The sequence below is a fragment of the Pseudomonas sp. GYB4201 genome (assembly GCF_056312595.1).
In genome coordinates, this window is record NZ_JBWGIG010000051.1 from 18,902 (window position 1) to 43,872 (window position 24,971).

Here is a 24,971-nt window from a genome sequence, read left to right on the forward strand (position 1 = left end):
GGCCCCCTCACCCCCCCCCCCCCCCCCCCCCCCCGCCGCCCGCGTCCCGTTTCACGCAAAGACGAAATACTTGCGCACCGTCTCCACCACTTCCCAGGTGCCCTTCATCCCCGGTTCGACGATGAAGATATCCCCCGCGCGCAGGTGCACCGGCTCCATGCCGTCCGGGGTGATCACGCAATAGCCTTCCTGGAAGTGGCAGTATTCCCACTTCACATAGTCCACCCGCCATTTGCCGGGGGTGCAGATCCAGGTGCCCATGATCTTGCTGCCGTCTTCGCTGGTGTAGGCGTTGAGGTTGACGGTGTGCGGGTCGCCTTCCAGCTTCTCCCACTTGCAGGCATCCAGCACGGGCAGAGGGTGGGTGTCGCGCAGCACAACGAGGGGTTTGGACATGGCGGGCTCCGGCAGTGGTTTCAAGAGCCCGCATGCTGACCCGCCCACGCCCGGCGCGGATGCCTGAGGTCGACACCCGGGTGCCTGTTTGCGCGCTCAGCCTTGCGGCAGCAGGCTGGCCACCAGCGCCTGGGCGTGGCCGGGCAGGGCGTCGAAGTCCGCCGAGCACAGCAGTAGGCGCCGTGCCGCCCAGGGTTCCGGCAGGGCGCAGCTGGCAAACTGCAATTGGCCCTGGCAGCGCCGCACCGCCGCCAGGGGCACCACGGCCACGCCGGCACCGCGCGCCACCATGCGCACCGCGCCATCGAAGCCCTCGGCGCGCACCCGCACCTGCATGCGCCGGCCGCTGTGCAGCGCCTGCTCCTCCACCAGAATGCCCAGGGCATTGCCGGCTGCCAGGGCCACATGGCCGTGGGCCAGGCTGTCGACGAAGGTCACCTTGGGCTGGCGCGCCAGCGGGTGGTCCACCGGCATGATCAGCATCAGCGGGTCGTCGCGGAACGGCCGGGTCTGCAGGCCTTCGGTGGCCACGGCGCTGGAGACGATGCCCAGCGGCGCCGCGCCCTGGCGCAGGGCATGGAGGATGCGCTGGCTGGGCATTTCTTCCACGTCCAGGTCGACGCCGGGGTGGCGCTGCAGGAAGTCGCCCAGCAGCTCGGGCAGGTATTCGGTGAGGGCGGCGGTGTTGCACAGCAGCCGCACCTGGCCCTGAATGCCCTGGGCGTATTGCGCCAGGTCGAACTGCAGGTGCTCCACCTGTTGCAGCACCCGCCGGCTGTGCTCGCCCAGGGCTTGCCCGGCGGCGGTGGGCTGCACGCCACGGCGGTTGCGCTCGAACAACGGGATGCCCAGCGACGCTTCCATGGCGCGGATGCGCGCGCTGGCGGCGGCCAGGGACAAGTGCGTGCGCTGGGCGCCGGCGGTCATGTTGCCGCTGTCCAAGGTGTGCAGAAACAGGCGAAGGTCGACGAGATCGAAATGCATGGCAGGCTCCAGCCTCAACCAGGACAAGAGGCTGGCTCAGTATATGGCAGATTTTCAGCCGGCCGCCGAGCCGTCAGCATGGGGCCATGAATACCTTACTCTTGTTGTATCAAGAAATGGGCTGGGGCTTGTCGCTGCTGGTGTTGGCGACCTTCCTGCTGGCCGGCACGGTCAAGGGCTTCATTGGCCTGGGGCTGCCCACGGTGTCCATGGGCCTGCTGGGCCTGGCTATGGCTCCGGCGCAGGCAGCCGCGCTGCTGATTGTGCCGTCGACCTTCACCAATATCTGGCAGCTGATGCTCGGCGGGCACTTGCGCGGGTTGGTCGTGCGGCTGTGGCCTATGTTGCTGGCGATCTTCGTCGGCACTGGCATTGGCAGCCTGTGGCTGGGCATCGATGGCGGCAAATGGGTGGTGCATGCACTGGGCGGCGCGCTGGTGCTGTACTCGCTCAGCGGCCTGTTCCTGCCGGTGCTGCGCGTGCCGGCCCGGCATGAGGCGTGGCTGGGGCCGTTGTGTGGCGTGGCCACCGGCATCATCACCGCCGCCACCGGGGTGTTCGTGATTCCGGCGGTGCCTTACCTGCAAGCGCTGGGGCTCAACCGTGACGAGCTGGTGCAGGCGCTGGGGCTGTCGTTCAGCGTCTCGACCCTGGCGTTGGCGCTGGGGCTGCTGTGGCATGGCGAGCTGGGTGGCGGCGAGCTGGGGGCGTCCTTGCTGTTGCTGGTGCCGGCGCTGCTGGGCATGCAGCTGGGGCAATGGTTGCGCCAGCGCATCAGCGCGGTGATGTTCAAGCGGGTGTTCTTTATTGGCCTGGCGTTGCTCGGCGCGCATTTGCTCATCAATGGCTGACACAGGTCCCGTAGCCGCTGCCGCCAGGCTGCGCTGGCCATCACGTGCGCTGGAAATCTCCAGCGAGGCACAGGGTCAGCGCAGCCTTCGGCAGCGGCTACGGGGGGAACCTCACACCGCGCTGGACGGGCTCAACATCTCCACCCGCTGAACGTCGAAATCCGCCTCCAGGTATTCCATGCGCTGGGCAAAGAACGCCGCCATGTGCGGCAACGCCGAATGCACGTCCAGGTCGGCCTTCGACGCCCAGATCTCGTAGAACACGAACAGCGTCGGGTCGTTCAAATCGCGCAGCATGTGGTACTCGATGCAGCCCGGCTCGCTGCGGCTGGCGCTCACGTAGCCCAGGAACAGGTCGCGGAAGGCGTCGGCCATGTGCGGCCTGGTCTTGGCCTTGAGGATGAAGCCGTGTTGTTCGTGCATGGGGGTGTCTCCAGGGAAGTTGCAGCGATTCTAAAGGCAACAATCCGCCGTAATTCGTGATATTCAAGCAAATGTAATTTGCCCGATCAGGCCTTATTCCGCCCGCGCAAGGCCGGTAGAGTGCGCTGCATTCCTTACCGAGACCTTTCCCATGAAAAAGATTTTGTTGCTCAACGGCGGCAAGCAGTTCGCCCACTCCGAAGGCCGCTATAACGAAACCCTGCACGACGCCGCCGTGGCCGTGCTGGACCGCGCCGGGTTCGACGTGAAGACCACCTTCATCGACGGCGGCTACGACATCGCCGAAGAAGTGCAGAAGTTCCTGTGGGCCGACGTGGTCATCTACCAGATGCCCGGCTGGTGGATGGGCGCGCCCTGGACGGTGAAGAAGTACATCGACGAAGTTTTCACCGAAGGCCACGGCAGCCTGTACGCCAGCGACGGCCGCACCCGTTCCGACGCCTCGCAGAAATACGGCAGCGGCGGCCTGGTGCAGGGCAAGCAGTACCTGTTGTCGCTGACCTGGAACGCCCCGCAGCAGGCCTTCGACGACCCCACCGACTTCTTCGAGGCCAAGGGCGTGGACGCCGTGTACTTCCCGTTCCACAAGGCCAACCAGTTCCTGGGCATGACCGGCCTGCCGACCTTCCTGGCGGTGGACGTGATGAAGCGCCCGAACATCGAAGGCGACGTGGCACGCTACCAGGCGCACCTGGCGCAGGTGTTCGGTTTCCAGCTGTAAGGTAAAGTGGGTGACCAGCGCGCCAGCCGGCCTGCCGGCGAGCCTTACAGGGAAACCCAGGTTGAAAGCCAGATCCGACGAACTCCAGGTCTTCATCTCGGTCATCGAGTGCGGTTCCATTTCAGCGGCGGCCGAGCAGGTGGGGCAGACCCCGTCGGCCATCAGCCGCACGCTGTCGCGCCTGGAAAGCAAGCTCGACACCACGCTGATCAACCGCACTACGCGGCGCATGGACCTCACTGAAGAAGGGCGGTTCTTCTTCGAAAAGGCCAAGCAGATCCTGCAACAGATGGACGAGCTGGAGGAACGCCTGGCGGTGCGCCACCAGACGCCGTCCGGGCGCCTGCGGGTCAACGCCGCCTCGCCGTTCATGCTGCACGCCATCGTGCCGTACGTGGGCGAATTTCGCGCGCGCTACCCGGATATCACCCTGGAACTCAATACCGACGACCTGCTGATCGACCTGCTCGAACAGAGCACCGACGTCGCCATCCGCATCGGCGTGCTCGCCGACTCCACCCTGCACGCGCGCCTGCTGGGCCGCAGCCCGCTGAACATCCTCGCCAGCCCCGAATACCTGCGCCAGCACGGCACGCCACGCCAGGTGGAAGCGCTGCGCGAGCACAGCCTGCTGGGCTTCACCCAGCCCGACCACCTGAACCTGTGGCCGCTGCGCCATGCCGACGGCGACCGCTGGCAGGCCAGCCCGCGGGTGGCCGCCTCCAGTGGCGAGACCCTGCGGCAGCTGGCGCTGGCCGGCCAGGGCATTACCTGCCTGTCAGACTTCATGACGCACCAGGACATCGCCCAGGGCCGCCTGGTGCCGCTGCTGGTAGCGGCCAACACCGGCGAGCGGCAGACCATCAACGCCGTGTACTACCGCAACTCGCAGCTGGCGTTGCGCATCCAGTGCTTCCTGGATTTCATGCAGGAAAAGCTGGCCTGCTACGCCCAAGGGGATTCGTGACCGGCGGGCAAAAGTCTATTGGCCGCCACCGGCTGTTTCCGCACGGATAACCCTTCGATACTGGCCCCCTCCACACATCGAACGGGAGTTTGAGCATGAACGTATTCGTCACCGGTGCCGCCGGTTTCATCGGCGGCTCGATCGCCACCGCCCTGGTCCAGGCCGGCCACCAGGTCACCGGCCTGGTGCGCAGCGCCGAGCAGGCCGAGGAAATGCGGGCCCTGGGCATCACCCCAGTGCTGGGTAGCCTCGATGACCGTGCACTGCTGATCGCCCAGGCGCGTGCCAGCGATGCCGTGATCAACGCCGCCAGCAGTGACCACCGCGGCGCCGTCGAAGCCTTGATCGAAGGCCTGCAGGGTTCCGACAAGCCGCTGCTGCACACCAGCGGTTCGAGCATTGTCGGCGACGCCTCGGGCGGCAAGGGCAGCGACGTCATCTACTACGAAGGCCACCTGCCCGAGCCTACCGTGGACAAGGCTGCGCGCGTGGCCATCGACAACCTGGTGCTGGCTGCGGCCGCCCAGGGCGTGCGCTCGGCGGTCATCTGCAACACGCTGATCTACGGCCACAGCCTGGGCGTGAAGCGCGACAGCGTGCAACTGCCACGGCTGCTGAAGCAGGCGCGCAAGAGCGGCATCGTCCGCCACGTGGGCCCGGGCCAGAACATCTGGTCCAACGTGCACATCGAGGACGTGGTGGCGCTGTACCTGCTGGCGCTGGAAAAGAACCCGGCCGGCACCTTCTACTTCGTCGAGAGCGGCGAGGCGGCCTTCGTCGACATGACCCGCGCCATGGCCACCGCCCTGGGCCTGGGTGAACCCCAGGACTGGCCACTGGCCGACGCGGAAAAAGAATGGGGCTATGAAATGGCCAATTACGGCCTGGGCTCCAACAGCCGCGTGCGTGGCAGGAACGCCCGGGAATTGCTGGGCTGGGCGCCCAAGCGCAGCTCGGCGCAGCAGTGGATTCTCGACGAAATGCTGTGAAACCAGCAGAGAAACGGCCGCCCCTGAGCGGCCGTTTTGCCCTGTAGGGGTTGAAACCACCGCCATCCTGGGCCTAACTGTGGCTGCAATTCATAACAACAGTAAGGACACCCGATGCGTATTGTGTTGTTCAAGACCCTTGCCCTGAGTGCCGCCATTTTCGCCAGCACCCACTCCTACGCAGCGTTGCTGGACAGCGGCGCCGTCGCCGCGCCCGACCAATACGGCGCCAAGGTCGCCGCGCAGATTCTCAAGCAGGGCGGCAACGCGGTGGACGCCGCCGTCGCCACGGCCTTCACCCTGGCCGTCACCTACCCCGAGGCCGGCAACCTGGGCGGCGGCGGGTTCATGACCCTGTACGTCAAGGGCAAGCCCTACTTCCTCGATTACCGCGAGACCGCGCCCAAGGCCGCGAGCCGCAACATGTACCTGAACGACAAGGGCGAGGTCATCGAGAACCTCAGCCTGGTCGGCGCCAAGGCCAGCGGCGTGCCCGGCACCGTGCTGGGGCTGTGGGAAGCCCACAAGCGCTTCGGCAAGCTGCCGTGGGCCGAGCTGCTGACCCCGGCCATCGGCTACGCGAAAGACGGCTTCACCGTCGCCGACAAGCAGTTCCAGTACCGCCAGGACGCGCTGAAACTGTTCAACGGCCAGACCAACTTCAACGACTACTTCGGCACCATGAAGCCCGGCCAGACCTTCCGCCAGCCGGAGCTGGCGCAGACCCTGGAGCGCATTGCCGACCAGGGCGCCAAGGACTTCTACGAAGGCAAGACCGCCGACCTGCTGGTAGCCCAGATGCAGGCCGACAAGGGCCTGATCACCAAGCAGGACCTGCACGACTACAAGGTCAACTGGCGTGAGCCGCTGCACATCGACTGGCGCGGCAACATCATCTACACCGCGCCGCTGCCCAGCTCGGGCGGCATCGCCCTGGCCCAGCTGCTGGGCATCAAGGACATCCGCAAGGACGACTTCAAGGGCGTGGCGCTGAACTCGGCGCGCTACATCCACCTGCTGGCCGAGATCGAGAAGCGCGTGTTCGCCGACCGCGCCAACTACCTGGGCGACCCGGACTTCAACGACGTGCCGGTGAACAAGCTGATTGCCCCGGCCTACCTGCTCAAGCGCGCCGACGAGGTCAACCCCACCGCCATCTCCGCCACCGAGAACGTGCACCCTGGCCTTGAAGCGCACCAGACCACGCACTTCTCCATCGTCGACCACGACGGCAACGCCGTCAGCAACACCTACACCCTGAACTGGGACTACGGCAGCGGCGTGGTGGTGAAGGGCGCAGGCTTCCTGCTCAACGACGAGATGGACGACTTCAGCTCCAAGCCAGGCGTGGCCAACGCCTTCGGCGTGGTGGGCGGCGACGCCAACGCCATCGAGCCGGGCAAGCGCATGCTCTCGTCCATGAGCCCCACCCTGGTGACCCGCGACGGCCGCGTGACCCTGGTGCTGGGCACCCCGGGTGGCTCGCGGATCTTCACCTCGATCTTCCAGGTGCTGAACAACACCTACGACTACCGCCTGCCGCTGGCCAAGGCCGTGGCAGCGCAACGCGTGCACCACCAGCTGCTGCCCAAGGACACCATCTACTACGACAGCTACGCGCCGCTCACCGGCCAAACGGCCGAAGAGCTCAAGGCCATGGGCTACAAGCTCGAGGACCAGGGCTGGGAAATGGGTGATGTCCAGGCCATCAAGGTCGATGGCCGCAAGGTGGAGACCGCCTCCGACCCGCGTGGCCGTGGGGTGGGCCTGCTGGCCAAATGAAGTTCATGAAGTGAACCGTCACTAGCGGTAAGATGGTTTCCTTTTCGCGCGCCACCCTGTAGCCGCAGCCTGCGGCCGCGGCTACCGGGACCTCGCCTGCCAAATCAGGAAAACCCATGAAACGTGTTGCCCTTGCCCTGGCCATCGCCGCGACCGCCGCCTGCGCCCACCAGTCCACCCCGGCGCCCGCGCCCGCCGCCCCGGTGGCCAAGGCCCAGCCGACGCTGAAGGTGCCGGCCCCGGTCGACAAGGCCAACCAGCTGATGTTCGACATGGTCAAGCGCACCCCGCTGAGCAACAGCGTGCTGCGCGACGGCGACCAGCTCAGCTTCATGGTCATCCGCCCCAAGGATGACACCCTGCGGCAGGACATCATGATGCAGATCCAGGCCTCGTGCGTGGAGCCATCGGCCAAGCTGATGTACTTCGACGGCGGCAAGCGTTCCTACGTGAAGAGCCAGGACGGCCTGTACATGCCCGCCGTGCGCATGCGCAAGGACGTGGCCCAGGCCCTGTTGAAAAACCCCGATTTCGTCGACGCCTGCAACAGCACGCCGCAGCCGGACTGGCGCGTGGTGCGCACCGCCGCCAACGGCCAGCAGACCCTGGTCGACCGCGCCAGTATCAAGCCCCAGGGCAACACCCTGCGCTTCTGGACCGCGTGGGATGAACCGGTCACCACCTTCGACCTGCCGTACTACGCGCCCATGGCGCAGAAGCGTGAATACGTGGCGGTGGACTGCACCCAGCAGACCTTCAAGGTGCTGTCGGGCTTCGACCTGGACGAACGCAACAACGTCACCGACGGCGCCGTGCACTTCGTGCCCGAGGCCCAGCAGATCGCCCGCGACACCGACAACCACGCCACCTACAAGGCCATCTGCGGCAACCCGCAGGCGCTGGAAAAACTGCCGGCGTTCAGCCCGCGGCTGAAAGCACCGCTGGCCGGCCCGTTCCCCGGGGTGATGGCGCTGCCACTGGCCGCCGTGCACAAGCTGGGCATGCCGGCGCCGCGCAAGCCGCTCACCTACCTGTCCGAGACCGGCACCGCCAACGGCCCCAACGGCGAAGTGCCGCTGAACGTCGACACCTTCATCAAGCCTGACGCCACCACCGGCCAGCTGGCGGTGCGTTCCACCAGCGACGGCTTCGACAGCAGCGAAATCTCGTTCCGTGGCCTGTTCTCCCTGGCCAGCAAGACCACCTTTCATGGCCTGGATACCGTGTTCGAAAGCTCGTCGGTGATCGACGCGCACTTCACCGGTGACTGGCGCACCATGCCGGTGGGCAGCACCCTGGGCGTGGTGCTGGACACCAGCGCGGTCAGCGGCAACACCGGCGCCATCCTCACCCACACCAACGTGCAGTGCGCCATCAAGAGCCAGGTCAGCGCCGCCCGGGTCAACCCGCACCTCAGCGGCCAGGCCAAGCTGGTGCGCTGCACCGTGAGCAGTGACAAGCGCCAGAGCGTCGATACCCTGTACTACCTGGAAGACTACGGTTACTTCTACCAGTCGGGCACCGACAAGAACGACCAGTACTACAGCCAGCGCCAACTGAAAAAGGTCCACTAAACCCGTAGCAGCTGCCGCAGGCTGCGTCCGGCCCCCCAAGTGGGTGTGTCATGGAGAGAAGTGTTATGCAACGTCTGCCCCTGGCCCTGCTGATTGCCCTCGTGGCCGGCTGCGCCCAGCACGCGCCCAGCCCCGAGGCGCCGAAGCCGCACGTGCCAACCGACGCGGAGAAAATGCTCAGCGACACCCTGGCCCTGCCGCCCGTGCCCGAGTCGGTGATGCGCAACGCAGACACCCTCAGCTACCTGGCCGTGCCACCCGTCACCGAGCAGCAACCGTACCCGTTCGCCGCGCAGATCGAGGCGTCGTGCAGCAGCTACCAGGCGCGCATCGCCTACGTGCAGGGTGAGAAACGCGTGTACTTCGGCAGCAGCAACGGCGGCTACATGCCGCCGCGCGACGTGCCTGACGAACTGGCCGGCAACCTCAAGAGCAACGCCGCCTTCAAGGCCGCCTGCCAGGCCACCGCGGTGCCGGAGTGGCGGGTGATCAAGGGCGGCGACCAGGTGTTCTGGGTGCTGCTGGACCGCAACAGCCTCAAGGCCGAAGGCGACGAGATGCGCTTCTGGGCCGCCCTCGACGAGCCCACCGTCACCGCCGGCCGCCCCTACAACGCCCCCAGCGCGCAGAAGCGCGAACACTACGCCGTGGACTGCGGCAAGCAGAGCTTCCGCCTGCTGATGGGCTACGACGTCGACGAGCGCGACAAGGTGACCGACGGCAAGCTGTTCAAGGACCCGCAGCCGCAGCCCTTCAGCCGCAGCGTGCCCGAGTACCAGACCCTGTTCCGCGCCGTGTGCGCCAAGCCCGAGGCGCTGGCCCAACTGCCGGCGTTCAGCCCGCGCAGCAAGGCGCCCATCAACACGCCGTTGCCGGCGGTGGGCGCGGTGCCCATGACCGCCATCAAGCACCTGAACCTGGCGCCGCCGCGCAAGGCGTTCAAGCAGACCCTGGAAACCGGCATGGCCAACACCGCCAAGAGCAACCTGCCGATTCGCGAAGAGCGCTTCTTCGAGGTCGACAAGGCCAGCGGCCAGCTGGGCATCCGCACCCGCGCCGACAGCTACGAAGGCAGCGAAGTGAGCTTCCGTGGCCTGGTGGCGCTGGCGCAGAAGACCCGTTTCTTCGGCAAGACGGTGATGACCGAGGACTCCATGCTCACCAACCTGACCTTCAGCGGTGACTGGCAGCAGATGCCGGTGGGCCAGGAGCTGACCTACATCACCCAGGGCAAGCGCAAGAACTCGATGATGGGCGACCTGGGCGAGAGCCGCCAGGTGGTCAAGTGCAAGGTGGACAGCGAGGCGCCGGCGGCGCAGCTCAACGCCAGCCTCAGCGGCCAGGCGAAGAAGTTGCGGTGCAGCGGGGAAGGGGACCCGTACAACCGCGTGGACACGGTGTGGTACCTGGAGGACTACGGGTACTTCTTCAAACAGGGCACCGACAAGAACGCCCTGTACTACGACGACCGCACGCTCAAGACCGTGCAGTGACCTGTAGCCGCTGGCGCAGCCTGCGCTGGCCCTTGTGTACGCTGGAGATTTTCAGCGAGGCACAGGGCCAGCGCAGCCTGTCGGCAGCGGCTACAGTTTGTCGTTACACGCGGAAGTGGCTGACCATCATCTGCAGCTGCCCACCCAGGCGCGCCAGCTCGACGCTGGAGGCCGCGGTTTCTTCACTGGCTGCCGCGGTCTGTTCCGACACGTCACGCACGTTGATGTACTACGACGACCGCACGCTCAAGACCGTGCAGTGACCTGTAGCCGCTGGCGCAGCCTGCGCTGGCCTTTGTGTACGCTGGAGATTTTCAGCGAGGCACAGGGCCAGCGCAGCCTGTCGGCAGCGGCTACAGTTTGTCGTTACACGCGGAAGTGGCTGACCATCATCTGCAGCTGCCCACCCAGGCGCGCCAGCTCGACGCTGGAGGCCGCGGTTTCTTCACTGGCTGCCGCGGTCTGTTCCGACACGTCACGCACGTTGATGATGCTGCGGCTGATCTCTTCGGCCACCGAGCTCTGCTGCTCGGCTGCCGCGGCGATCTGCTGGTTCATCAGCTGGATGTTCGACACCGTACGGGTGATGTTCTCCAGTGACACGCCGGCCTGACGGGTCAGGGCCACGCTGCTGTCGGTCAGCGCGCTGCTGCTGAGCATCACGTTGGCCACTTGCTGGGTGCCGGTCTGCAGGCCGGCCACCAGGCCTTCGATTTCCTCGGTGGACTTCTGCGTGCGCTGCGCCAGGCCACGCACCTCGTCGGCCACCACGGCAAAGCCGCGGCCGGCTTCACCGGCACGGGCCGCTTCGATGGCGGCGTTCAGCGCCAGCAGGTTGGTCTGCTCGGCCACGGCCTTGATCACGTCCATGACCTTGCCGATCTTGTCGCTTTCCTGCTGCAGGTGGCCCATGGCCTCGGTGGAGCGCTTGACCTCGGCGGCCAGGCGTTCGATCTGGTCGATGGCCTGGTTCACCACCTTGTCGCCGTCACGGGCCTGGCCGTCGGCATCGGTGGCGGCCATGGAGGCCTGCTCGGCGTTGCGCGCGACTTCCTGCACGGTGGCAGTCATCTCGTGCATGGCAGTGGCCACCTGGTCGGTTTCCACCTTCTGGCTGTTGACCCCGGCGCTGGTTTCCTCGGTCACGGCCGACAGTTCCTCGGCGGCGCTGGCGATCTGGGTCACGCCGTCGCGGATGCTGGTGATCAGCTCGCGCAGGGTGGTGCCCATGTTCTGGATGCCTTGCTGCAGTACGCCCAATTCGTCCTTGCGGGTCACGCGCAGGGTCTGGGTCAGGTCGCCGTCGGCGATGCGCTTCACCGCGTCCAGGGTTTCCTGGATAGGGCGGGTGATCTGGCGGGTGATGATCAGGGCGGCAGCGATGCCGAAGAACAGCGCCAGCAGGGTGGCGATGATCTGCACGCTCTGGGCCTGGGCGCTTTCGCTGTCGCGACGGTCCAGTTGCAGTTGGTACAGGGCGTCGCTGATGCGCACGATCTCGTTGCCCTGGTCGGTCATTTCCTTGCGGGCCTGGACGATGTCGGCGTTGGCGGCCTTGAAGCGGTTCAGGGCAGCGCGGTAGCTGTTGACGGCGCCCTCGTACAGCTTGATGCCGTCCTGTTGGCCCGGCAGCGCGCCATACAGCGGCGCCACGGCGGCCTGGGCGGCGTCGAGCTGGGCGAACGCGGTCTGTTCGTTGGCGGCGCTGGCGTCGCCCAGGTAGCCGCGTACTTCGTAGCGCACCACCAGCAGCAGGTCCTTGGCCTTGGCCACGGCCACCACTTCCTCCATGCGGCGGTCAGCTTGCACCGACAGGTTGACCTTGTCGATGGTCTGGAACGCCGCCAGGGCGGTGTCGTTCAGGTCCTGGCGCGCGGCGTTGCTGGCGCGGTAGGCGGCACGCATCTTGTTCAGCGAAACCTTGTAGGCTTCCAGCTGACCGTTCTGCTCCTTGAGCAGCTTGATGTTTTCCGGGCTCTTGAAGGTGTCGAGGATCTTCTTCTGCTGGGCCTCGAAGCCGTCCAGGGTGGTCTGCACCAATTGCGCCGCGGTGTCGTCGCCGTTGGCGAGCATGTACTGCAGGCGCGCCACGCGCAGTTTGGTCAAGGCAGAGTTGAGCTGGGTGATGTCACTCATCCAGTTGCTGCGGTTAATCAGGCCACCCATGCTGTTCCAGCCGGTGGCGGCCAGCAGGGTGGTCAGTACCAGCACCAGGCCAAAGCCCAGTCCCAGCTTTTTGTTCACGCTTATGTTGGCAAACCAACTGTTCATTCTTCCCTCCGGAAACTTGTGCGCTTCTTGATCGTTGGTTGCTGGGGGGTATTTTTTTATCGTTGGCAGCCAGCAGTTTTTTTCTTCTTAGGCACGGTTTATCGGCGGGGCAAGCGCAAACATGAAATTTTAGTCATAAGCCTGTAGCCGCTGCCGTCAGGCTGCGCTGGCCCTGTGCCTCGCTGGAGGTGTCCAGTGAATGTGGGGGCCAGCGCAGCCTGGCGGCAGCGGCTACAAATGGGTGTATCAGGCGAACTCTTGCAGGGCGTCCTGCACGGCGGCGATGAAGTATTCGTGGGAGGCGCGGTCGAACAGCACGTCGAAGGCCGGCACCTCGCCGCCTGCGTTGATGATGATCACGTTGATGCGCGCCGCCGAGGTCTGCGCCACCGCGCCGGGGGCGAAGGCCTGGGCGCGCAGGTCGACGCCGCACAGCTTGGCCATCAGCGCCGGCAGCAGGCTGCCGCCCAGCCGTATCCAGGCGTGGCTGTCCTGGCGTGGCAGCAGGTAGTTGGCGCTGTGGTCCAGCGCCCAGCGCGCTTCCTCGTCGGCCAGGCGCTGGCCGTGGTCGGCCTGGCTGCCCAGCAGCAGGTATTCGGTCTGCGACAGGCGCGCCACCCGGCTGCCGTCGGCCTGGGCCACGGCGCGGTTGGCGGCCTGGGGCAGTTCGAAGCCGCGCTGTTGCAGGTAGGCGGCGCTGTCGGCGCCGCGGAAACCCACCCGGGGCAGGTCGGTGAGGTCCAGCAGGGTGCAGGGCTGCACCGCCTGCCCGATGTAATCTTCAGCTTTGAGACTGGACATGGCTTACAACTCCTGGCGCAGGTTATCAGGGTCGAAAAACGGTAGTTTGACCACGGTGGCCTCGACGACGATGCCGCCTTCCACGCGGATCGGGATCTTCCGGCCGGGCTGGCTCTGGTCGAAACCGGCGTAGGCCAGGCCGATCACCTGCCCCAGGGTTTCGGAGTATTCGCAGGACGTGACGTTGCCGCTGATGTCCGGGCCGCTGAGCACCAGGTGGCCTTCGAGCGGCTGCACGCTTCCCTTGGGCAAGGTAAAGCCCACCAGCTTGCGGGTCATGGGCTGCGCTTCGAGGATGTCCACCGAGCGCCGCCCCACGAAGAACGGCTTGCTGCGGCTGACCGCCCAGCCCATGTCGATCTCGGCCGGGTGGGTCATGCCGTCGGTGTCCTGGCTGATGATGACGTGGCCTTTTTCCAGGCGCAGCAGCCGCTGGGTCTCGACGCCGAAGGGGCGAATGTCGAAGGCCTTGCCGGCGTCCATCAGCGCGTCCCACAGCTGCACGGCATGGCGCGCCGGCACGTGGATTTCATAGCCCAGCTCGCCGACGAAGCCCACCCGCAGCAGCCGCGTTTTGATGCCGGCCACGGTGCCCTGGCGCACGGCCAGGTAGGGGAAGCCGGCCGGTGACAGGTCCAGGTCGCTGCAGACTTTTTCCAGCACCTTGCGTGCGTCCGGCCCCGCCACGTTCACCGCGGAAATGGCCGCGGTGACGTTGGCGATGTCGACGTCCAGGCGCCACTGAGCGTTCCACTTGAGCATCTGCTGGTAGATACGGTCGACGCCGCTGGTGGTGGCGGTGACGTAGAAATGCCTGTCGGCGAAGCGTGCGCACACGCCGTCGTCGATCACCACGCCGTGCTCGTTGGTCATCAGCGCGTAGCGCGAACGGCCCACCGGCTGCTTGAGGAAGGCGAAGGTGTACAGGCGGTTGAGCAGTTCGGCAGCGTCCGGGCCGCGCACGTCCAGGCCGCCCAAGGTAGAAACGTCGATGATGCCGACCTTGTTGCGCACGTGCAGCGCCTCGGCCTGCATGCACTGTTCGCGCTGCGAGGCCTTGCCGTAGAAGGCCGGGCGCTGCCAGATGCCGGCGGGCATCATCTTCGCCCCGGCCTCCAGGTGGCGGCGGTGCAGCGGTGTCTGCCGGTACGGGTCAAAGGCGCGCCCGGCGACATGGGCGAGCTTCTCGGCCACGAACGGCGGCCGCGCGGTGGTGACGCCGGTCTCGCTGATGTTGCGCTGGGTGGCCTGCGCCACCAGCCGCGCCGTGGGCAGCGACGAATGGCGGCCCTGGGACGGGCCCATGCCGACGGTGGAGTAGCGCTTCACCAGCTGCACGTCGCGGTAGCCGATTCTGGTGGCGTTGATGATGTCCTGCACCTGCAGGTCTTCATCGAAGTCGACGAAGTCCTTGCCCTTGGGGTGCGGGAAAATCGGCCAGGGGAAATTGACCCGGGCCTCGGGCGCCAGGCTGGCGCGCGCCGGGGCGTTAAGGCCCAGGGCGGCGGCGATGGCGGCGGCGCAGTTACTGGCGTCGTTGAGCACGTTCTGCAGGCTGTGGCAGCCATTGGCCGAGCCGGCCACGTGGAGGATCTTCGGCAGGCCGCTGAGGGTGAATTCCGCCAGCTGGTCGTCGTAGGCCAGCTTGCCGCCGGCCTGGCACAGCAGCTGGTACACCGGCATGTAGCCGCCGGACATGCACAGCAGGTCGCAGTCCAGTTTCACCGCGCTGCTGGCCACCTGGCCCTGGCCGGTGATCTTGCGCAGCTCGACGCCGCTGACGTGGCGCATGCCGCGCTCGTGCAGGGCCTCGAACACCGTGGTGTCGACGTGCAGCGGAATCGAGCGCTGGTCCAGTGCGCGCAGCAGGGCGCGGTCGGCGGGGCCGTTGCGCAGGTCGACCACGGCGGCCACTTTCACCCCCTGGTCGTGCAGGTCCAGCGCCGCCAGGTAGCCGTCATCGTTGCCGGTGAGCACCACGGCGGTGTTGCCCGGCTTCACCGCATACAGCTTCATCAGGCGCTGGGCGGCGCTGGTGAGCATGATGCCGGGCAGGTCGTTGTTGCGGAAAATCACCGGCTGGTCGAACGAGCCGCTGGCGACCAGGCACTGGCTGGCGCGCACCTTGTACAGGCGCTTGCCCTGGATGACCGGCAGGTAGTTGTCGGTGAACCAGGCGTTGCAGGTGGCCTGGGTGAGCACCTGGATGTTGGCGTGCTGCTCGACCGCGGTCACCAGTTCGCGACGCAGGGTTTCAGCGCGGGTGCCGTCGATGTCGAAGCGCGCGTAGGTCAGCGCCCCCCCCAACAGCGGGCTCTGCTCGATCAACAGCACCTTGGCCCCGGCGTTTGCCGCAGTCAGCGCTGCTTGCAGGCCGGCAGGCCCGGCGCCGACCACGGCCAGGTCAGTGAACAGGTAGGCCTTGTCGTAGTACTCGGGCTGGAACGTCAGGTCCAGCACGCCCAGGCCGGCCTTCTTGCGGATGATCGGCTCCCACACCTTCCACATGCCCTTGGGCTTGTAGAACGAGCGGTAGTAGAAGCCCACCGGCATGAACTTGGAGAACTTGCCGAGCCAGGCGTCCTTGTCGTTGTCCAGGGTGCCGTTGAAGTTTTGCCCGCTGGCCTGCAGGCCCTGTTCCAGCGGTTGCATGTCGGCCAGCACGTTGGGCTCGCGCGGTAGTTGCACCAGGCTGTTGGCGTCCTGCCCGGCCATGCTCAGCGGGCCGCGCGGGCGGTGGTATTTGAACGAGCGCGAGAGCAGGAAGCGGCCGTTGGCGAGCAGGGCGCTGGCGAGGCTGTCGCCGGCGAAGCCCTGGTAGGGCGTGTCGTCGAAGCTGAAAGTCAGCGGTTGTTCGCGGTCGATCAGCAGGCCCATGGGGGCGGGGAGGCGGTTCATCCGGCGATCTCCTGGGTGGCGAACTCGACGCGGGTGGTGAAGATTTCCTTCGGGTCGAAGGTGCGGATGATCTCGTCGGTGACCGTGTGGCGCTCGGCCAGGAACCAGTAGCTGGACGGCGTGTGCATCCACCACTCGCGCACCACGCCGGCGAGGTTCTCGCAGTTGAACACGTAGTCGGCCCATTCGGCGTCGGTGCAGGTGGCCGGGTCGGGCATGGCCTTGAACTCGCCGCCGTAGGTGAATTCGCTGATGTTACGCGGCCCGTTGAGCGGGCAATTCATGATTTTCATCGTCCGTTCCTCAGTGGCTGGCCGCGGTGGCGCCCATTTCGTTGACCTGCTTGAAGGTGGAAAAACGCGCCAGGCTGAACGGCTTGATCAGCTCCGGCACCTTGCCGCCGCTGGCGACCAGCTCGGCCATGGTCTTGCCGCAGATGGGCGTGGCCTTGAAGCCCCAGGTGCCCCAGCCGGCGTCCAGGTAGTAATTCTTCACCGGCGAAAGGCCCATGATCGGGCTGTAGTCCGGGGTCATGTCGGTGATACCGGCCCACTGGCGCATCAGCTTGGCGTTGGCCAGGAACGGGAACATCTCGATGGCGTGGGCCAGCAGGCTTTCCTTCAGGTCCAGGGTGGAGCGGGTGTTGAACAGCGGGTAGGGATCGGAACCGCCGCCGAACACCACTTCGCCACGGCTGGTCTGCTGCACGTAGCAGTGCAGCGCCGAGGAACTCACCAGCGGGTCGAGGAACGGCTTGAACGGCTGGGTCACCATGGCCTGCAACGGGAAGGTCTGGATGGGCGAGCGAATGCCGGCCTTGGCCATCATCTGCGAGCTCATGCCAGCGATGGCCTGCACCGCGCAGCCGCACTGGACGGTGCCGCGGTTGGTCTTCACGGCGGTGATGGCGCCGTTCTCGATCACCAGTTCCTGCACTTCGGTGAGCTGGTGGATCTCCACGCCGCGCTTGGCCGCCTGCTTGGCGTAGCCCCAGGCCACGGCGTCGTGGCGGGCGGTGGCGCCGTCCAGGTGCCACAGGCCGGCCAGCACCGGCAGGTGGCTGGGGTCCAGATTGAGGGTGGGCACCAGCTCGCGGATCTGCTGGCGGTCGATCATCTCGGTGCGGCCGCCGAAGTGCTTGTTGACCTCGGCGCGCTGGCGGAACGAGCGCACGGTGGCGTCGGTGTGCGCAAGCGTCAGCTGGCCGCGGTGCGAATACATGATGTTGAAGTCGAACTCGTTGGACAGGCCTTCGAACAGGCGCACCGATTCGGCGTAGAACTTCACCCCTTCGCTGGTCAGGTAGTTGGAGCGAATCACCGCTGTGTTGCGTGCGGTGTTGCCGCCGCCCAGGTAGGACTTTTCCAGCACGGCGACGTTGGTGATGCCGTGGTACTTGGCCAGGTAATACGCCGTGGCCAGGCCGTGGCCGCCACCGCCGATGATCACCACGTCGTAGCGGGGCTTGAGTGCCTTGGGCGCGGGCAGGTCGACCTCGACCGGGTACTCCGAGCTCAGGCCATATTTCAACAGGTTGAAAGGCATGGGGCCTCCGACGGGCTGCGTGGTGGGGTGGCCTGCTGCAGCGCAGCGGTCAGGGTGTTCTTCATCAGGAAGGCGATGGTCATGGGGCCGACGCCACCGGGCACCGGGGTGATGGCGCTGGCCACGGCCAGGGCGCTGTCGAAATCGACGTCGCCCACCAGGCGGCTGCGGCCGCCTGCTTCGATACGGTTGATGCCCACGTCGATGACCACGCAACCGGGCTTCAGCCAGCTGGCGTCGAGCATCTGCGGGCGGCCGACGGCGGCCACCACGATGTCGGCCTGGCGGCACAGTTCGCGGGCGTTGACGCTGCGCGAGTGCAGCACGGTGACCGAGCAATGGGCCTGCAGCAGCAACGCCGCCATGGGCTTGCCGACGATGTTGGAGCGGCCGATGACCACGGCGTGCTTGCCGCTCAGGTCGCCCAGTGTGGCCTGCAGCAAGTGCATGCAGCCGCTGGGCGTGCAGGGGGTGAGCACGTCGCGGCCCTGGCTGAGGCCGCCGACGTTTTCACTGTGAAAACCATCGACGTCCTTGGCCGGCGCAATGGCCTGCAACGCCAGGGCTTCTTCTATATGGGCCGGCAGCGGCAGTTGCAGCAGGATGCCGTTGACGCTCGTGTCCGCGTTCAACTGGGCGATCAAGGCCAGCACCTCGGCCTGTGGGATATCGGCGGGCAGGCGGTATTCCAGCGAGCGGATGCCGGCTTCCTCGGCGCGCAGGACCTTGTTGCGCACGTAGACGTGGCTGGCGGGGTCATCGCCCACCAAAATCACCGCCAGGGCCGGGTGGATACCGTGCCGGGCGATATCGGCTTTTACCTGGCGCAGCACCCCGGCCGCGGCGGCCTTGCCGTCGATCAACTTGAGGGCGTTCACCGGAAGATCACCGTGCGGTCCTGGTTGAGGAAGACGCGGTGCTGCAGGTGGTATTTCACCGCCTTGGACAGCGCCACGGTTTCGGTATCGCGGCCTATGGCCACCAGGTCGTCGGGCAGGTAGGCGTGGTCCACGCGCTGCACTTCCTGCTCGATGATCGGGCCTTCATCCAGGTCGCTGGTGACGTAGTGGGCAGTGGCGCCAATCAGCTTCACGCCGCGTTGGTAGGCCTGGTGGTAGGGCTTGGCGCCCTTGAAGCCGGGCAGGAACGAGTGGTGGATGTTGATGGCGCGCCCCGCCAGTTGCTTGCACAGGTCGTCGGAGAGGATTTGCATGTAGCGGGCCAGCACCACCAGGTCGGTGCCGGTTTCGTCCACCACCTTCATCAGCTCGGCCTCCTGGCGCGCCTTGGTGTCCTTGGTCACGGGCAGGTAGATGAAGCGGATGCCCTCGCGCTCGGCCATGGGCCGCAGCTCCAGGTGGTTGGAGACGATGGCGGTGATGGTCATGTCCATCTCGCCCTTGTGGTAGCGGTACAGCAGGTCGGTGAGGCAGTGGTCGAACTTGCTCACCATCAGCAGCACGCGCATGGGCTGGCTGTTGTCGTGCAGCTCCCAGTCCATGTCGAACTGGCCGGCCACGTCGCTGAAGCCGGCTTTCAATTGATCGATGTCGCCGGCATGGCCGTCGTTGAAGCGAAACACCGCCCGCATGAAAAACCGCCCGCTCAGTTCGTCGTCGAACTGCGCCATCTCGCCGATGTAGCACGCGTTGCCGGCCAGGTACGAGGTCACCGCCGCGACGATGCCCGAGGTGGCCGGGCAGCTGATCTTGAGAATGAATTGGTGTTTTTCGTGTTGCATGGCTTGTCCTCGGGGGAAGGGTGGCGGCAGCGCATCGCAGGGCGAAAAAAGGCGTCCCACAGGAAATTGCCTGTGGGGAATAAAATATTCCTTGGTGGGTTTATAGGGGAAAGCGTAGGGGGCGTCTAGAGGGCTGGTGAAAGTTTTTTAACTGGCAGGAATTTTTCTGGGGGTTTACACAAACCCGTAGCCGCTGCCGCCAGGCTGCGCTGGCGCTGCGCCTCGCTGCAGATTTCCAGGCTTCACACCGGCCAGCGCAGCCTTCGGCAGCGGCTACGGGTCAGGTGGCGTCTGGGCCGTAATTCATGATCGACAGCAACTTGATCGGCACCTGCACTAGCTGCTCCGGCCCATGGGGAATCTCGCCGTCGAAGGTCAGGCTGTCGCCAGCCTCCATGCGGTACAGCTGGTTGCCATGGCGGTAGATCAGCTCGCCTTCCAGCAGGTGCAGGAACTCGGTGCCCGGGTGCGAGAAGGTCGGGAACTCCTCGCTGGCGTCGTCCATGCTGACCATGTACGCCTCGAAGCTCTTCTTCGGCCCGCGGGTGTGGTTCAGCAGGTGGTAGGTGTGGCCCTTCTCGGTGCCGCGGCGCACCACCTCCAGGCCTTCGTCGGCCTTCACCAGCAGGGCGCTGCTGCCTTGCTGGTCGTACTGGCTGAACAGCTTGGACATGGGCATGCCCAGCACGTCGCACAGGCGGCTGAGGGTGTCGAGGCTGGTGGACACCTGGGCGTTCTCGATCTTGCTCAGCATGCCCTGGCTGATGCCGGCGATGCGGGCCACGTCGGCCAGCTTGAGTTCCTGCGCCTGGCGCTGGCGCTTGATCTGCATCCCCAGATACTGCTCCAGCTTCAAACGCGGTTGGGGGTCGATAGGCATGTTCATAAAGGCCTGCACGGTTTCTGTACATTAATATTAGTTTCGCACCATGAATGTGCAAATCCGGGGAGCTCCGCCGTCCGGCGTTTGCTGGTATTCCCCCTGGGAAAACTATATTCCCATATAGACAGAGTACAAAGCTCGTTTTCGCGACCAATCACCGGCGTCGGCAAATCTGGCAAGCAGCTTGCATTCCCATTGGGAAAGTAAGTTTCTTTAGCGGAATAAATGATCAGCCAGCCAGTCGCGAGGAGTGAAGTGCACATGTTGCCAGAAGAAACCCAGCGCATTATCGAGCAGCACGGGATCAAGTACGTGCTGGCGCAGTTCGTCGATATCCACGGTGCCGCCAAGACCAAGTCGGTGCCGGTGTGTGGCCTCAAGACGGTGGCTGAAGAAGGCGCGGGTTTCGCCGGCTTCGCCATTTGCGGCATGGGCATGGAGCCCCACGGCCCCGACTTCATGGCCCGCGGCGACCTGGCCACCCTGACCCCGGTGCCATGGCAGCCAGGCTACGGCCGCGTGGTGTGCATCGGCCATGTGGACGGCAAGCCCCACCCCTACGACAGCCGCTACGTGCTGCAACAACAGGTGCAGCGCCTCGCCGACAAGGGCTGGACCCTGAACACCGGCCTTGAACCCGAATTCAACCTGATGCGCCGCGATGGCAGCGGCAAGCTGCAACTGGTGGACGCCAGCGACAACCTCGACAAGCCCTGCTACGACTACAAGGGCCTGTCGCGCTCGCGTGAATTCCTCGAACGCCTGACCGAAGCGCTGCAGAAGGTCGACTTCGAGATCTACCAGATCGACCACGAGGACGCCAACGGCCAGTTCGAGATCAATTACACCTACAGCGACGCCATGACCTCGGCGGACCGCTTCACCTTCTTCCGCATGGCCGCCGGCGAGATCGCCAACGACCTAGGCATGATCTGCTCGTTCATGCCCAAGCCCGACCCCAAGCGCGCCGGCAATGGCATGCACTTCCACCTGTCCATCGCCAGCGCCGACAACAAGAACCTCTTCCACGACGCCAGCGACCCCAGCGGCATGGGCCTGTCGAAGCTGGCCTACCACTTCGCCGCCGGCCTGTTGGCCCACGGCCCGGCGCTGTGCGCGTTCGCGGCGCCCACGGTCAATTCCTACAAGCGCCTGGTGGTGGGCAATTCGCTGTCCGGCGCCACTTGGGCCCCGGCGTTCATCGCCTTCGGTTCCAACAACCGCTCGGCCATGGTCCGCGTGCCCTACGGCCGCCTGGAGTTTCGCCTGCCGGATGCCGGCTGCAACCCGTACCTGGTCACCGCCGCGATCATCGCCGCCGGCCTCGACGGCATCGACCGCCAGCTGATGCCCGACCAGGTCTGCAATGAAAACCTCTACAAGCTGAGCCTGGAAGAAATCGCCGCGCGCGGCATCAAGACCCTGCCGCAGTCGCTCAAGGAAGCCTGCGACGCGCTGGAGGCCGACCCGCTGTTCAGCGAGGTGCTGGGCAAGGAAATCGTCGGCGAGTTCATCAAGCTCAAGCGCATGGAGTGGGTGGAATACAGCCGCCACGTCTCCGACTGGGAGATCCAGCGCTACACCGAATTCTTCTGATTCTTACCCTTCAATGAAGCGCTGGCGGCGCCTGTGCCGCCCAGCGAAGGAGACCTGTTATGTGTGGAATCGTGGGGCTGTACCTGAAGAACCCGCAGCTCGAAGCCCAGTTGGGCAAGCTGTTCGAACCGATGCTGGAGGCCATGACCGACCGCGGCCCCGACAGCGCCGGCTTTGCCATCTACGGCGATGAAGTGGCCGATGGCTGGGTCAAGCTGACCCTGCAAAGCACCACCGAAGGCTTCGATTTCCCCGCGCTGATGAGCGCCCTTGAAGGCCAGCTGGGTTGCTCGCTGGACTGGTTCCAGAACGCCACGGCTGCGGTGCTCAAGGTCAACACCACTGAGGCCAGCGCCCGCGCCGCGCTGGCCGAGCTGGCGCCTGCGCTGCGCATCATGAGTGCCGGGCAGAGCATCGAGATTCTCAAGGGCATGGGCCTGCCTCGGGAGATTTCCCAGCGCTTCGGCCTGGCCGCCATGAAGGGCAGCCACATCATCGGCCACACCCGCATGGCCACCGAAAGCGCGGTGACCATGGAAGGCAGCCACCCGTTCTCCACCGGCGCCGACCTGTGCCTGGTGCACAACGGCTCGCTGTCCAACCACTTCCGCCTGCGCCAGGCGCTCAAGCGCGAAGGCATCACCTTCGAGACCGACAACGACACCGAAGTGGCCGCCGGCTACCTGACCTGGCGCCTGCAGCAGGGCGACTCGCTGAAAGAAGCCCTGGATAGCTCGCTGGAAAACCTTGATGGCTTCTACACCTTCGCCATCGGCACCCGCAACGGCTTTGCGGTGATCCGCGACCCGATCGCCTGCAAGCCGGCCATCCTCGCCGAGACCGATGACTACGTGGCCATGGCCTCGGAGTATCAGGCGCTGTCGAGCCTGCCGGGCATCGAGCACGCGAAAATCTGGGAGCCGGCACCGGCCACCCTTTACGTCTGGGAACGCGAGTCGGCCTAAGGAGCACGCACATGAAAACCATCGACCTTTCCACTGCCAGCGTGCGCGACCTCAACCAGGCGCTGCACGACCAGGTCAACAACGTTGAAGACCGTGAGTGGGTGGTGACCCATTCCAACGGCAAGCACAACCTCGCCGTGGGCGTGAACGAGGCGCTGTCCATCGATATCCAGGGCCACGCCGGCTACTACTGCGCGGGCATGAACCAGAAGGCTTCGATCACCGTGCACGGCAACGTCGGCGTCGGCTGCGCCGAGAACATGATGAGCGGCTACGTGCGGGTCAAGGGCAGCGCCTCGCAGGCGGCCGGGGCCACCGCCCATGGCGGCCTGCTGGTGATCGAGGGCGATGCCGGCGCCCGTTGCGGCATTTCCATGAAGGGCGTCGACATTGTCGTCGGCGGCAGCATCGGCCACATGAGCTGCTTCATGGGCCAGGCCGGGCGCCTGGTGGTGTGCGGCGATGCCGGCGATGCGCTAGGCGACTCGCTGTATGAAACCCACATCTACGTGAAGGGCAAGGTCGAGTCCCTGGGCTCGGACTGCATCGAGAAAGAGATGCGCGCCGAGCACCTGGAAGAGCTGCAGGAACTGCTCAACCGCGCCGGTTTCGCCCACCAGGCCAGCGACTTCAAGCGCTATGGCTCGGCCCGTCAGCTGTACAACTTCAAAGTCGATAACGCGTCCGCGTACTGAGGAGCATTGATATGAGCGAGAAGAACCCTCCGGTGCTGCGCGAGTCCGCCACCTTCGACCGCCTGACCATCCAGGAAATCCAGCGTGCCGCCGAGACCGGCATCTACGACATTCGCGGCGGCGGCACCAAACGCAAGGTGCCGCATTTCGACGACCTGTTGCTGCTGGGCGCCAGCGTGTCGCGTTACCCGCTGGAAGGCTACCGGGAGAAGTGCGGCACTGACGTGATCCTCGGCAACCGTTTTGCCAAGAAGCCCATCCACCTGAAGATCCCGGTGACCATCGCCGGCATGAGCTTCGGCGCGCTGTCGGCCAACGCCAAGGAGGCCCTGGGCCGCGGCGCTACCATTGCCGGCACCAGCACCACCACCGGTGACGGCGGCATGACCCCCGAAGAGCGCGGCCAGTCGCAGCACCTGGTGTACCAGTACCTGCCGTCGCGCTACGGCATGAACCCGGACGACCTGCGCAAGGCCGACGCCATCGAGATCGTACTCGGCCAGGGGGCGAAGCCGGGCGGCGGTGGCATGCTGCTGGGCATGAAGGTGACCGAGCGCGTGGCGGGCATGCGCACGCTGCCGATTGGCGTCGACCAGCGCTCGGCCTGCCGCCACCCGGACTGGACCGGGCCGGATGACCTGGCGATCAAGATTGCCGAGATCCGCGAGATCACCGACTGGGAGAAGCCCATCTACGTGAAAATCGGCGCCAGCCGGCCGTATTACGACGTGAAGCTGGCGGTGAAGGCCGGCGCCGACGTGATCGTGCTGGACGGTATGCAGGGCGGCACCGCCGCGACTCAGGAAGTGTTCATCGAGCACGTCGGCATTCCGATCCTGCCGGCCATCCCGCAGGCGGTACAGGCTTTGCAGGAGATGGGCATGCACCGCAAGGTGCAGCTGATTGTGTCGGGCGGCATCCGCAACGGCGCCGACGTGGCCAAAGCCATGGCCCTGGGTGCCGATGCGGTGGCCATCGGCACCGCCGCGCTGATCGCGCTGGGTGACAACCACCCGCGCCTGGACGAGGAACTGAAGCAGCTCGGCTCGGCGGCCGGTTTCTACGACGACTGGCAGAACGGCCGCGACCCGGCGGGCATCACCACCCAGGACCCGGAACTGTCCAAGCGCCTGGACCCGGTGGAAGGCGGGCGCCGCCTGGCCAACTACCTGCGCGTGCTGGTGCTGGAAGCGCAGACCATGGCCCGCGCCTGCGGCAAGTCGCACCTGCACAACCTCGACCCCGAGGACCTGGTGGCGCTGACCGTGGAAGCCGCGGCCATGGCGCGGGTGCCGTTGGCGGGGACCAGTTGGGTGCCCGGCAGCGGGTATTGAGTTGAGCCCGGACGCGGCCTGCGGCCGCTGCTACCCCCGTA

General features: G+C 65.9%; 22 protein-coding genes and 1 pseudogene. 11 read left to right on the top strand and 12 right to left on the bottom strand.

The features are described from left to right. Positions 1-51 precede the first annotated feature (51 nt). Together AC0Z2B_RS29585 and AC0Z2B_RS29590 are read right to left on the bottom strand one after the other, a co-directional pair. Positions 52-396, bottom strand: coding sequence for a cupin domain-containing protein (locus AC0Z2B_RS29585; protein ID WP_008373643.1), 345 nt, complete (start codon positions 394-396; stop codon positions 52-54). A 96-nt stretch (positions 397-492) separates the two neighbouring features. Next, positions 493-1,380, bottom strand: coding sequence for a LysR substrate-binding domain-containing protein (locus AC0Z2B_RS29590; protein WP_476301419.1), 888 nt, complete (start codon positions 1,378-1,380; stop codon positions 493-495). Between the two features lie 86 nt (positions 1,381-1,466). Here AC0Z2B_RS29590 and AC0Z2B_RS29595 point away from each other — a divergent pair, with 86 nt between their 5' ends. Further along, the gene (locus tag AC0Z2B_RS29595) at positions 1,467-2,231 is read left to right on the top strand and encodes a sulfite exporter TauE/SafE family protein (protein WP_476301421.1); all 765 of its coding nucleotides are present in this window, start codon (positions 1,467-1,469) and stop codon (positions 2,229-2,231) included. A 111-nt stretch (positions 2,232-2,342) separates the two neighbouring features. On the opposite strand, the gene AC0Z2B_RS29600 is transcribed toward AC0Z2B_RS29595, so the two are convergent. Continuing rightward, positions 2,343-2,654 (bottom strand): putative quinol monooxygenase, encoded by a 312-nt coding sequence (locus AC0Z2B_RS29600; RefSeq protein WP_476301423.1) that lies wholly within the window; start codon positions 2,652-2,654, stop codon positions 2,343-2,345. Positions 2,655-2,805: 151 nt separating this feature from the next. Here AC0Z2B_RS29600 and mdaB point away from each other — a divergent pair, with 151 nt between their 5' ends. The 6 genes from mdaB (at position 2,806) to AC0Z2B_RS29630 (ending at position 10,201) form a co-directional block, all read left to right on the top strand. Further along, a complete protein-coding gene (gene mdaB, locus AC0Z2B_RS29605) occupies positions 2,806-3,396 on the top strand; it encodes an NADPH:quinone oxidoreductase MdaB (protein WP_416422308.1) in 591 nt (196 codons plus the stop codon). A 61-nt stretch (positions 3,397-3,457) separates the two neighbouring features. After that, complete coding sequence (locus AC0Z2B_RS29610; protein WP_476301425.1) at positions 3,458-4,363, top strand: LysR substrate-binding domain-containing protein; 906 nt, start codon at positions 3,458-3,460, stop codon at positions 4,361-4,363. 95 nt (positions 4,364-4,458) lie between these two features. Beyond that, positions 4,459-5,352: an NAD-dependent epimerase/dehydratase family protein gene (locus AC0Z2B_RS29615; protein WP_476301427.1), complete on the top strand. Its 894-nt coding sequence runs from the start codon at positions 4,459-4,461 to the stop codon at positions 5,350-5,352. Between the two features lie 114 nt (positions 5,353-5,466). Then, positions 5,467-7,134: a gamma-glutamyltransferase gene (ggt, locus tag AC0Z2B_RS29620; protein WP_416422311.1), complete on the top strand. Its 1,668-nt coding sequence runs from the start codon at positions 5,467-5,469 to the stop codon at positions 7,132-7,134. Positions 7,135-7,250: 116 nt separating this feature from the next. After that, positions 7,251-8,708 carry a hypothetical protein gene (locus AC0Z2B_RS29625; protein WP_476301429.1) on the top strand — a complete coding sequence of 486 codons (1,458 nt, stop codon included), beginning with the start codon at positions 7,251-7,253 and terminating at the stop codon, positions 8,706-8,708. A gap of 65 nt (positions 8,709-8,773) precedes the next feature. Next, complete coding sequence (locus tag AC0Z2B_RS29630; RefSeq protein ID WP_476301432.1) at positions 8,774-10,201, top strand: hypothetical protein; 1,428 nt, start codon at positions 8,774-8,776, stop codon at positions 10,199-10,201. Between the two features lie 366 nt (positions 10,202-10,567). Here the strand turns inward: AC0Z2B_RS29630 and AC0Z2B_RS29635 are convergent, their stop codons facing one another. The 9 genes and pseudogenes from AC0Z2B_RS29635 to AC0Z2B_RS29675 form a co-directional block, all read right to left on the bottom strand. Beyond that, positions 10,568-11,431: a methyl-accepting chemotaxis protein gene (locus AC0Z2B_RS29635; RefSeq protein WP_416427531.1), complete on the bottom strand. Its 864-nt coding sequence runs from the start codon at positions 11,429-11,431 to the stop codon at positions 10,568-10,570. A 39-nt stretch (positions 11,432-11,470) separates the two neighbouring features. Next, positions 11,471-12,367 (bottom strand): annotated as a pseudogene (locus AC0Z2B_RS29640) (methyl-accepting chemotaxis protein); the annotation flags it as partial. 351 nt (positions 12,368-12,718) lie between these two features. After that, positions 12,719-13,273, bottom strand: a complete 555-nt coding sequence (locus tag AC0Z2B_RS29645) for a sarcosine oxidase subunit gamma (RefSeq protein ID WP_476301435.1) — start codon at positions 13,271-13,273, stop codon at positions 12,719-12,721. Between the two features lie 3 nt (positions 13,274-13,276). Beyond that, the gene (locus AC0Z2B_RS29650; RefSeq protein ID WP_476301437.1) at positions 13,277-16,171 is read right to left on the bottom strand and encodes a 2Fe-2S iron-sulfur cluster-binding protein; all 2,895 of its coding nucleotides are present in this window, start codon (positions 16,169-16,171) and stop codon (positions 13,277-13,279) included. After that, positions 16,168-16,464 (bottom strand): sarcosine oxidase subunit delta, encoded by a 297-nt coding sequence (locus tag AC0Z2B_RS29655; protein WP_476301439.1) that lies wholly within the window; start codon positions 16,462-16,464, stop codon positions 16,168-16,170. The genes AC0Z2B_RS29650 and AC0Z2B_RS29655 overlap by 4 nt, the downstream gene beginning before the upstream one ends. A 10-nt stretch (positions 16,465-16,474) precedes the next feature. Beyond that, complete coding sequence (locus AC0Z2B_RS29660) at positions 16,475-17,716, bottom strand: FAD-dependent oxidoreductase (RefSeq protein WP_476301441.1); 1,242 nt, start codon at positions 17,714-17,716, stop codon at positions 16,475-16,477. Beyond that, the gene (folD, locus tag AC0Z2B_RS29665) at positions 17,698-18,594 is read right to left on the bottom strand and encodes a bifunctional methylenetetrahydrofolate dehydrogenase/methenyltetrahydrofolate cyclohydrolase FolD (protein ID WP_476301444.1); all 897 of its coding nucleotides are present in this window, start codon (positions 18,592-18,594) and stop codon (positions 17,698-17,700) included. Before folD ends, AC0Z2B_RS29660 begins: the two co-directional genes overlap by 19 nt. Then, on the bottom strand, positions 18,591-19,457 hold the full coding sequence (gene purU / locus AC0Z2B_RS29670; protein ID WP_476301446.1) for a formyltetrahydrofolate deformylase: 867 nt from the start codon (positions 19,455-19,457) through the stop codon (positions 18,591-18,593). Before purU ends, folD begins: the two co-directional genes overlap by 4 nt. Before the next feature lie 280 nt (positions 19,458-19,737). Continuing rightward, positions 19,738-20,343, bottom strand: coding sequence for a helix-turn-helix domain-containing protein (locus AC0Z2B_RS29675; RefSeq protein WP_457360091.1), 606 nt, complete (start codon positions 20,341-20,343; stop codon positions 19,738-19,740). Between the two features lie 258 nt (positions 20,344-20,601). Here AC0Z2B_RS29675 and glnT point away from each other — a divergent pair, with 258 nt between their 5' ends. From glnT to AC0Z2B_RS29695, 4 genes are read left to right on the top strand one after another with little or no spacing between them, the layout of a single operon-like run. Beyond that, positions 20,602-21,936: a type III glutamate--ammonia ligase gene (gene glnT, locus AC0Z2B_RS29680; protein WP_476301448.1), complete on the top strand. Its 1,335-nt coding sequence runs from the start codon at positions 20,602-20,604 to the stop codon at positions 21,934-21,936. Positions 21,937-21,995: 59 nt separating this feature from the next. Continuing rightward, complete coding sequence (locus AC0Z2B_RS29685; RefSeq protein WP_476301450.1) at positions 21,996-22,901, top strand: class II glutamine amidotransferase; 906 nt, start codon at positions 21,996-21,998, stop codon at positions 22,899-22,901. Between the two features lie 11 nt (positions 22,902-22,912). Beyond that, entirely contained in the window at positions 22,913-23,596 is a 684-nt protein-coding gene (locus AC0Z2B_RS29690; RefSeq protein ID WP_416422323.1) for a GltB/FmdC/FwdC-like GXGXG domain-containing protein, read from the top strand. 11 nt (positions 23,597-23,607) lie between these two features. Then, positions 23,608-24,930 (top strand): FMN-binding glutamate synthase family protein, encoded by a 1,323-nt coding sequence (locus AC0Z2B_RS29695; protein WP_476301452.1) that lies wholly within the window; start codon positions 23,608-23,610, stop codon positions 24,928-24,930. Positions 24,931-24,971: the final 41 nt, after the last annotated feature.

What these genes read in the sequence shown, in the direction of transcription:
- AC0Z2B_RS29690 (WP_416422323.1), top strand. Translation starts at nt 22,913, where the DNA reads ATGAAAACCATCGACCTTTCCACTGCCAGCGTGCGCGACCTCAACCAG.
- AC0Z2B_RS29675 (WP_457360091.1), bottom strand. Translation starts at nt 20,343, where the DNA reads ATGAACATGCCTATCGACCCCCAACCGCGTTTGAAGCTGGAGCAGTAT.
- glnT (WP_476301448.1), top strand. Translation starts at nt 20,602, where the DNA reads ATGTTGCCAGAAGAAACCCAGCGCATTATCGAGCAGCACGGGATCAAG.
- purU (WP_476301446.1), bottom strand. Translation starts at nt 19,457, where the DNA reads ATGCAACACGAAAAACACCAATTCATTCTCAAGATCAGCTGCCCGGCC.
- AC0Z2B_RS29655 (WP_476301439.1), bottom strand. Translation starts at nt 16,464, where the DNA reads ATGAAAATCATGAATTGCCCGCTCAACGGGCCGCGTAACATCAGCGAA.
- AC0Z2B_RS29625 (WP_476301429.1), top strand. Translation starts at nt 7,251, where the DNA reads ATGAAACGTGTTGCCCTTGCCCTGGCCATCGCCGCGACCGCCGCCTGC.
- AC0Z2B_RS29635 (WP_416427531.1), bottom strand. Translation starts at nt 11,431, where the DNA reads ATGGGCACCACCCTGCGCGAGCTGATCACCAGCATCCGCGACGGCGTG.
- AC0Z2B_RS29650 (WP_476301437.1), bottom strand. Translation starts at nt 16,171, where the DNA reads ATGAACCGCCTCCCCGCCCCCATGGGCCTGCTGATCGACCGCGAACAA.
- AC0Z2B_RS29660 (WP_476301441.1), bottom strand. Translation starts at nt 17,716, where the DNA reads ATGCCTTTCAACCTGTTGAAATATGGCCTGAGCTCGGAGTACCCGGTC.
- ggt (WP_416422311.1), top strand. Translation starts at nt 5,467, where the DNA reads ATGCGTATTGTGTTGTTCAAGACCCTTGCCCTGAGTGCCGCCATTTTC.
- AC0Z2B_RS29615 (WP_476301427.1), top strand. Translation starts at nt 4,459, where the DNA reads ATGAACGTATTCGTCACCGGTGCCGCCGGTTTCATCGGCGGCTCGATC.
- AC0Z2B_RS29590 (WP_476301419.1), bottom strand. Translation starts at nt 1,380, where the DNA reads ATGCATTTCGATCTCGTCGACCTTCGCCTGTTTCTGCACACCTTGGAC.
- AC0Z2B_RS29600 (WP_476301423.1), bottom strand. Translation starts at nt 2,654, where the DNA reads ATGCACGAACAACACGGCTTCATCCTCAAGGCCAAGACCAGGCCGCAC.
- AC0Z2B_RS29685 (WP_476301450.1), top strand. Translation starts at nt 21,996, where the DNA reads ATGTGTGGAATCGTGGGGCTGTACCTGAAGAACCCGCAGCTCGAAGCC.
- AC0Z2B_RS29595 (WP_476301421.1), top strand. Translation starts at nt 1,467, where the DNA reads ATGAATACCTTACTCTTGTTGTATCAAGAAATGGGCTGGGGCTTGTCG.
- AC0Z2B_RS29630 (WP_476301432.1), top strand. Translation starts at nt 8,774, where the DNA reads ATGCAACGTCTGCCCCTGGCCCTGCTGATTGCCCTCGTGGCCGGCTGC.
- AC0Z2B_RS29585 (WP_008373643.1), bottom strand. Translation starts at nt 396, where the DNA reads ATGTCCAAACCCCTCGTTGTGCTGCGCGACACCCACCCTCTGCCCGTG.
- AC0Z2B_RS29645 (WP_476301435.1), bottom strand. Translation starts at nt 13,273, where the DNA reads ATGTCCAGTCTCAAAGCTGAAGATTACATCGGGCAGGCGGTGCAGCCC.
- AC0Z2B_RS29695 (WP_476301452.1), top strand. Translation starts at nt 23,608, where the DNA reads ATGAGCGAGAAGAACCCTCCGGTGCTGCGCGAGTCCGCCACCTTCGAC.
- mdaB (WP_416422308.1), top strand. Translation starts at nt 2,806, where the DNA reads ATGAAAAAGATTTTGTTGCTCAACGGCGGCAAGCAGTTCGCCCACTCC.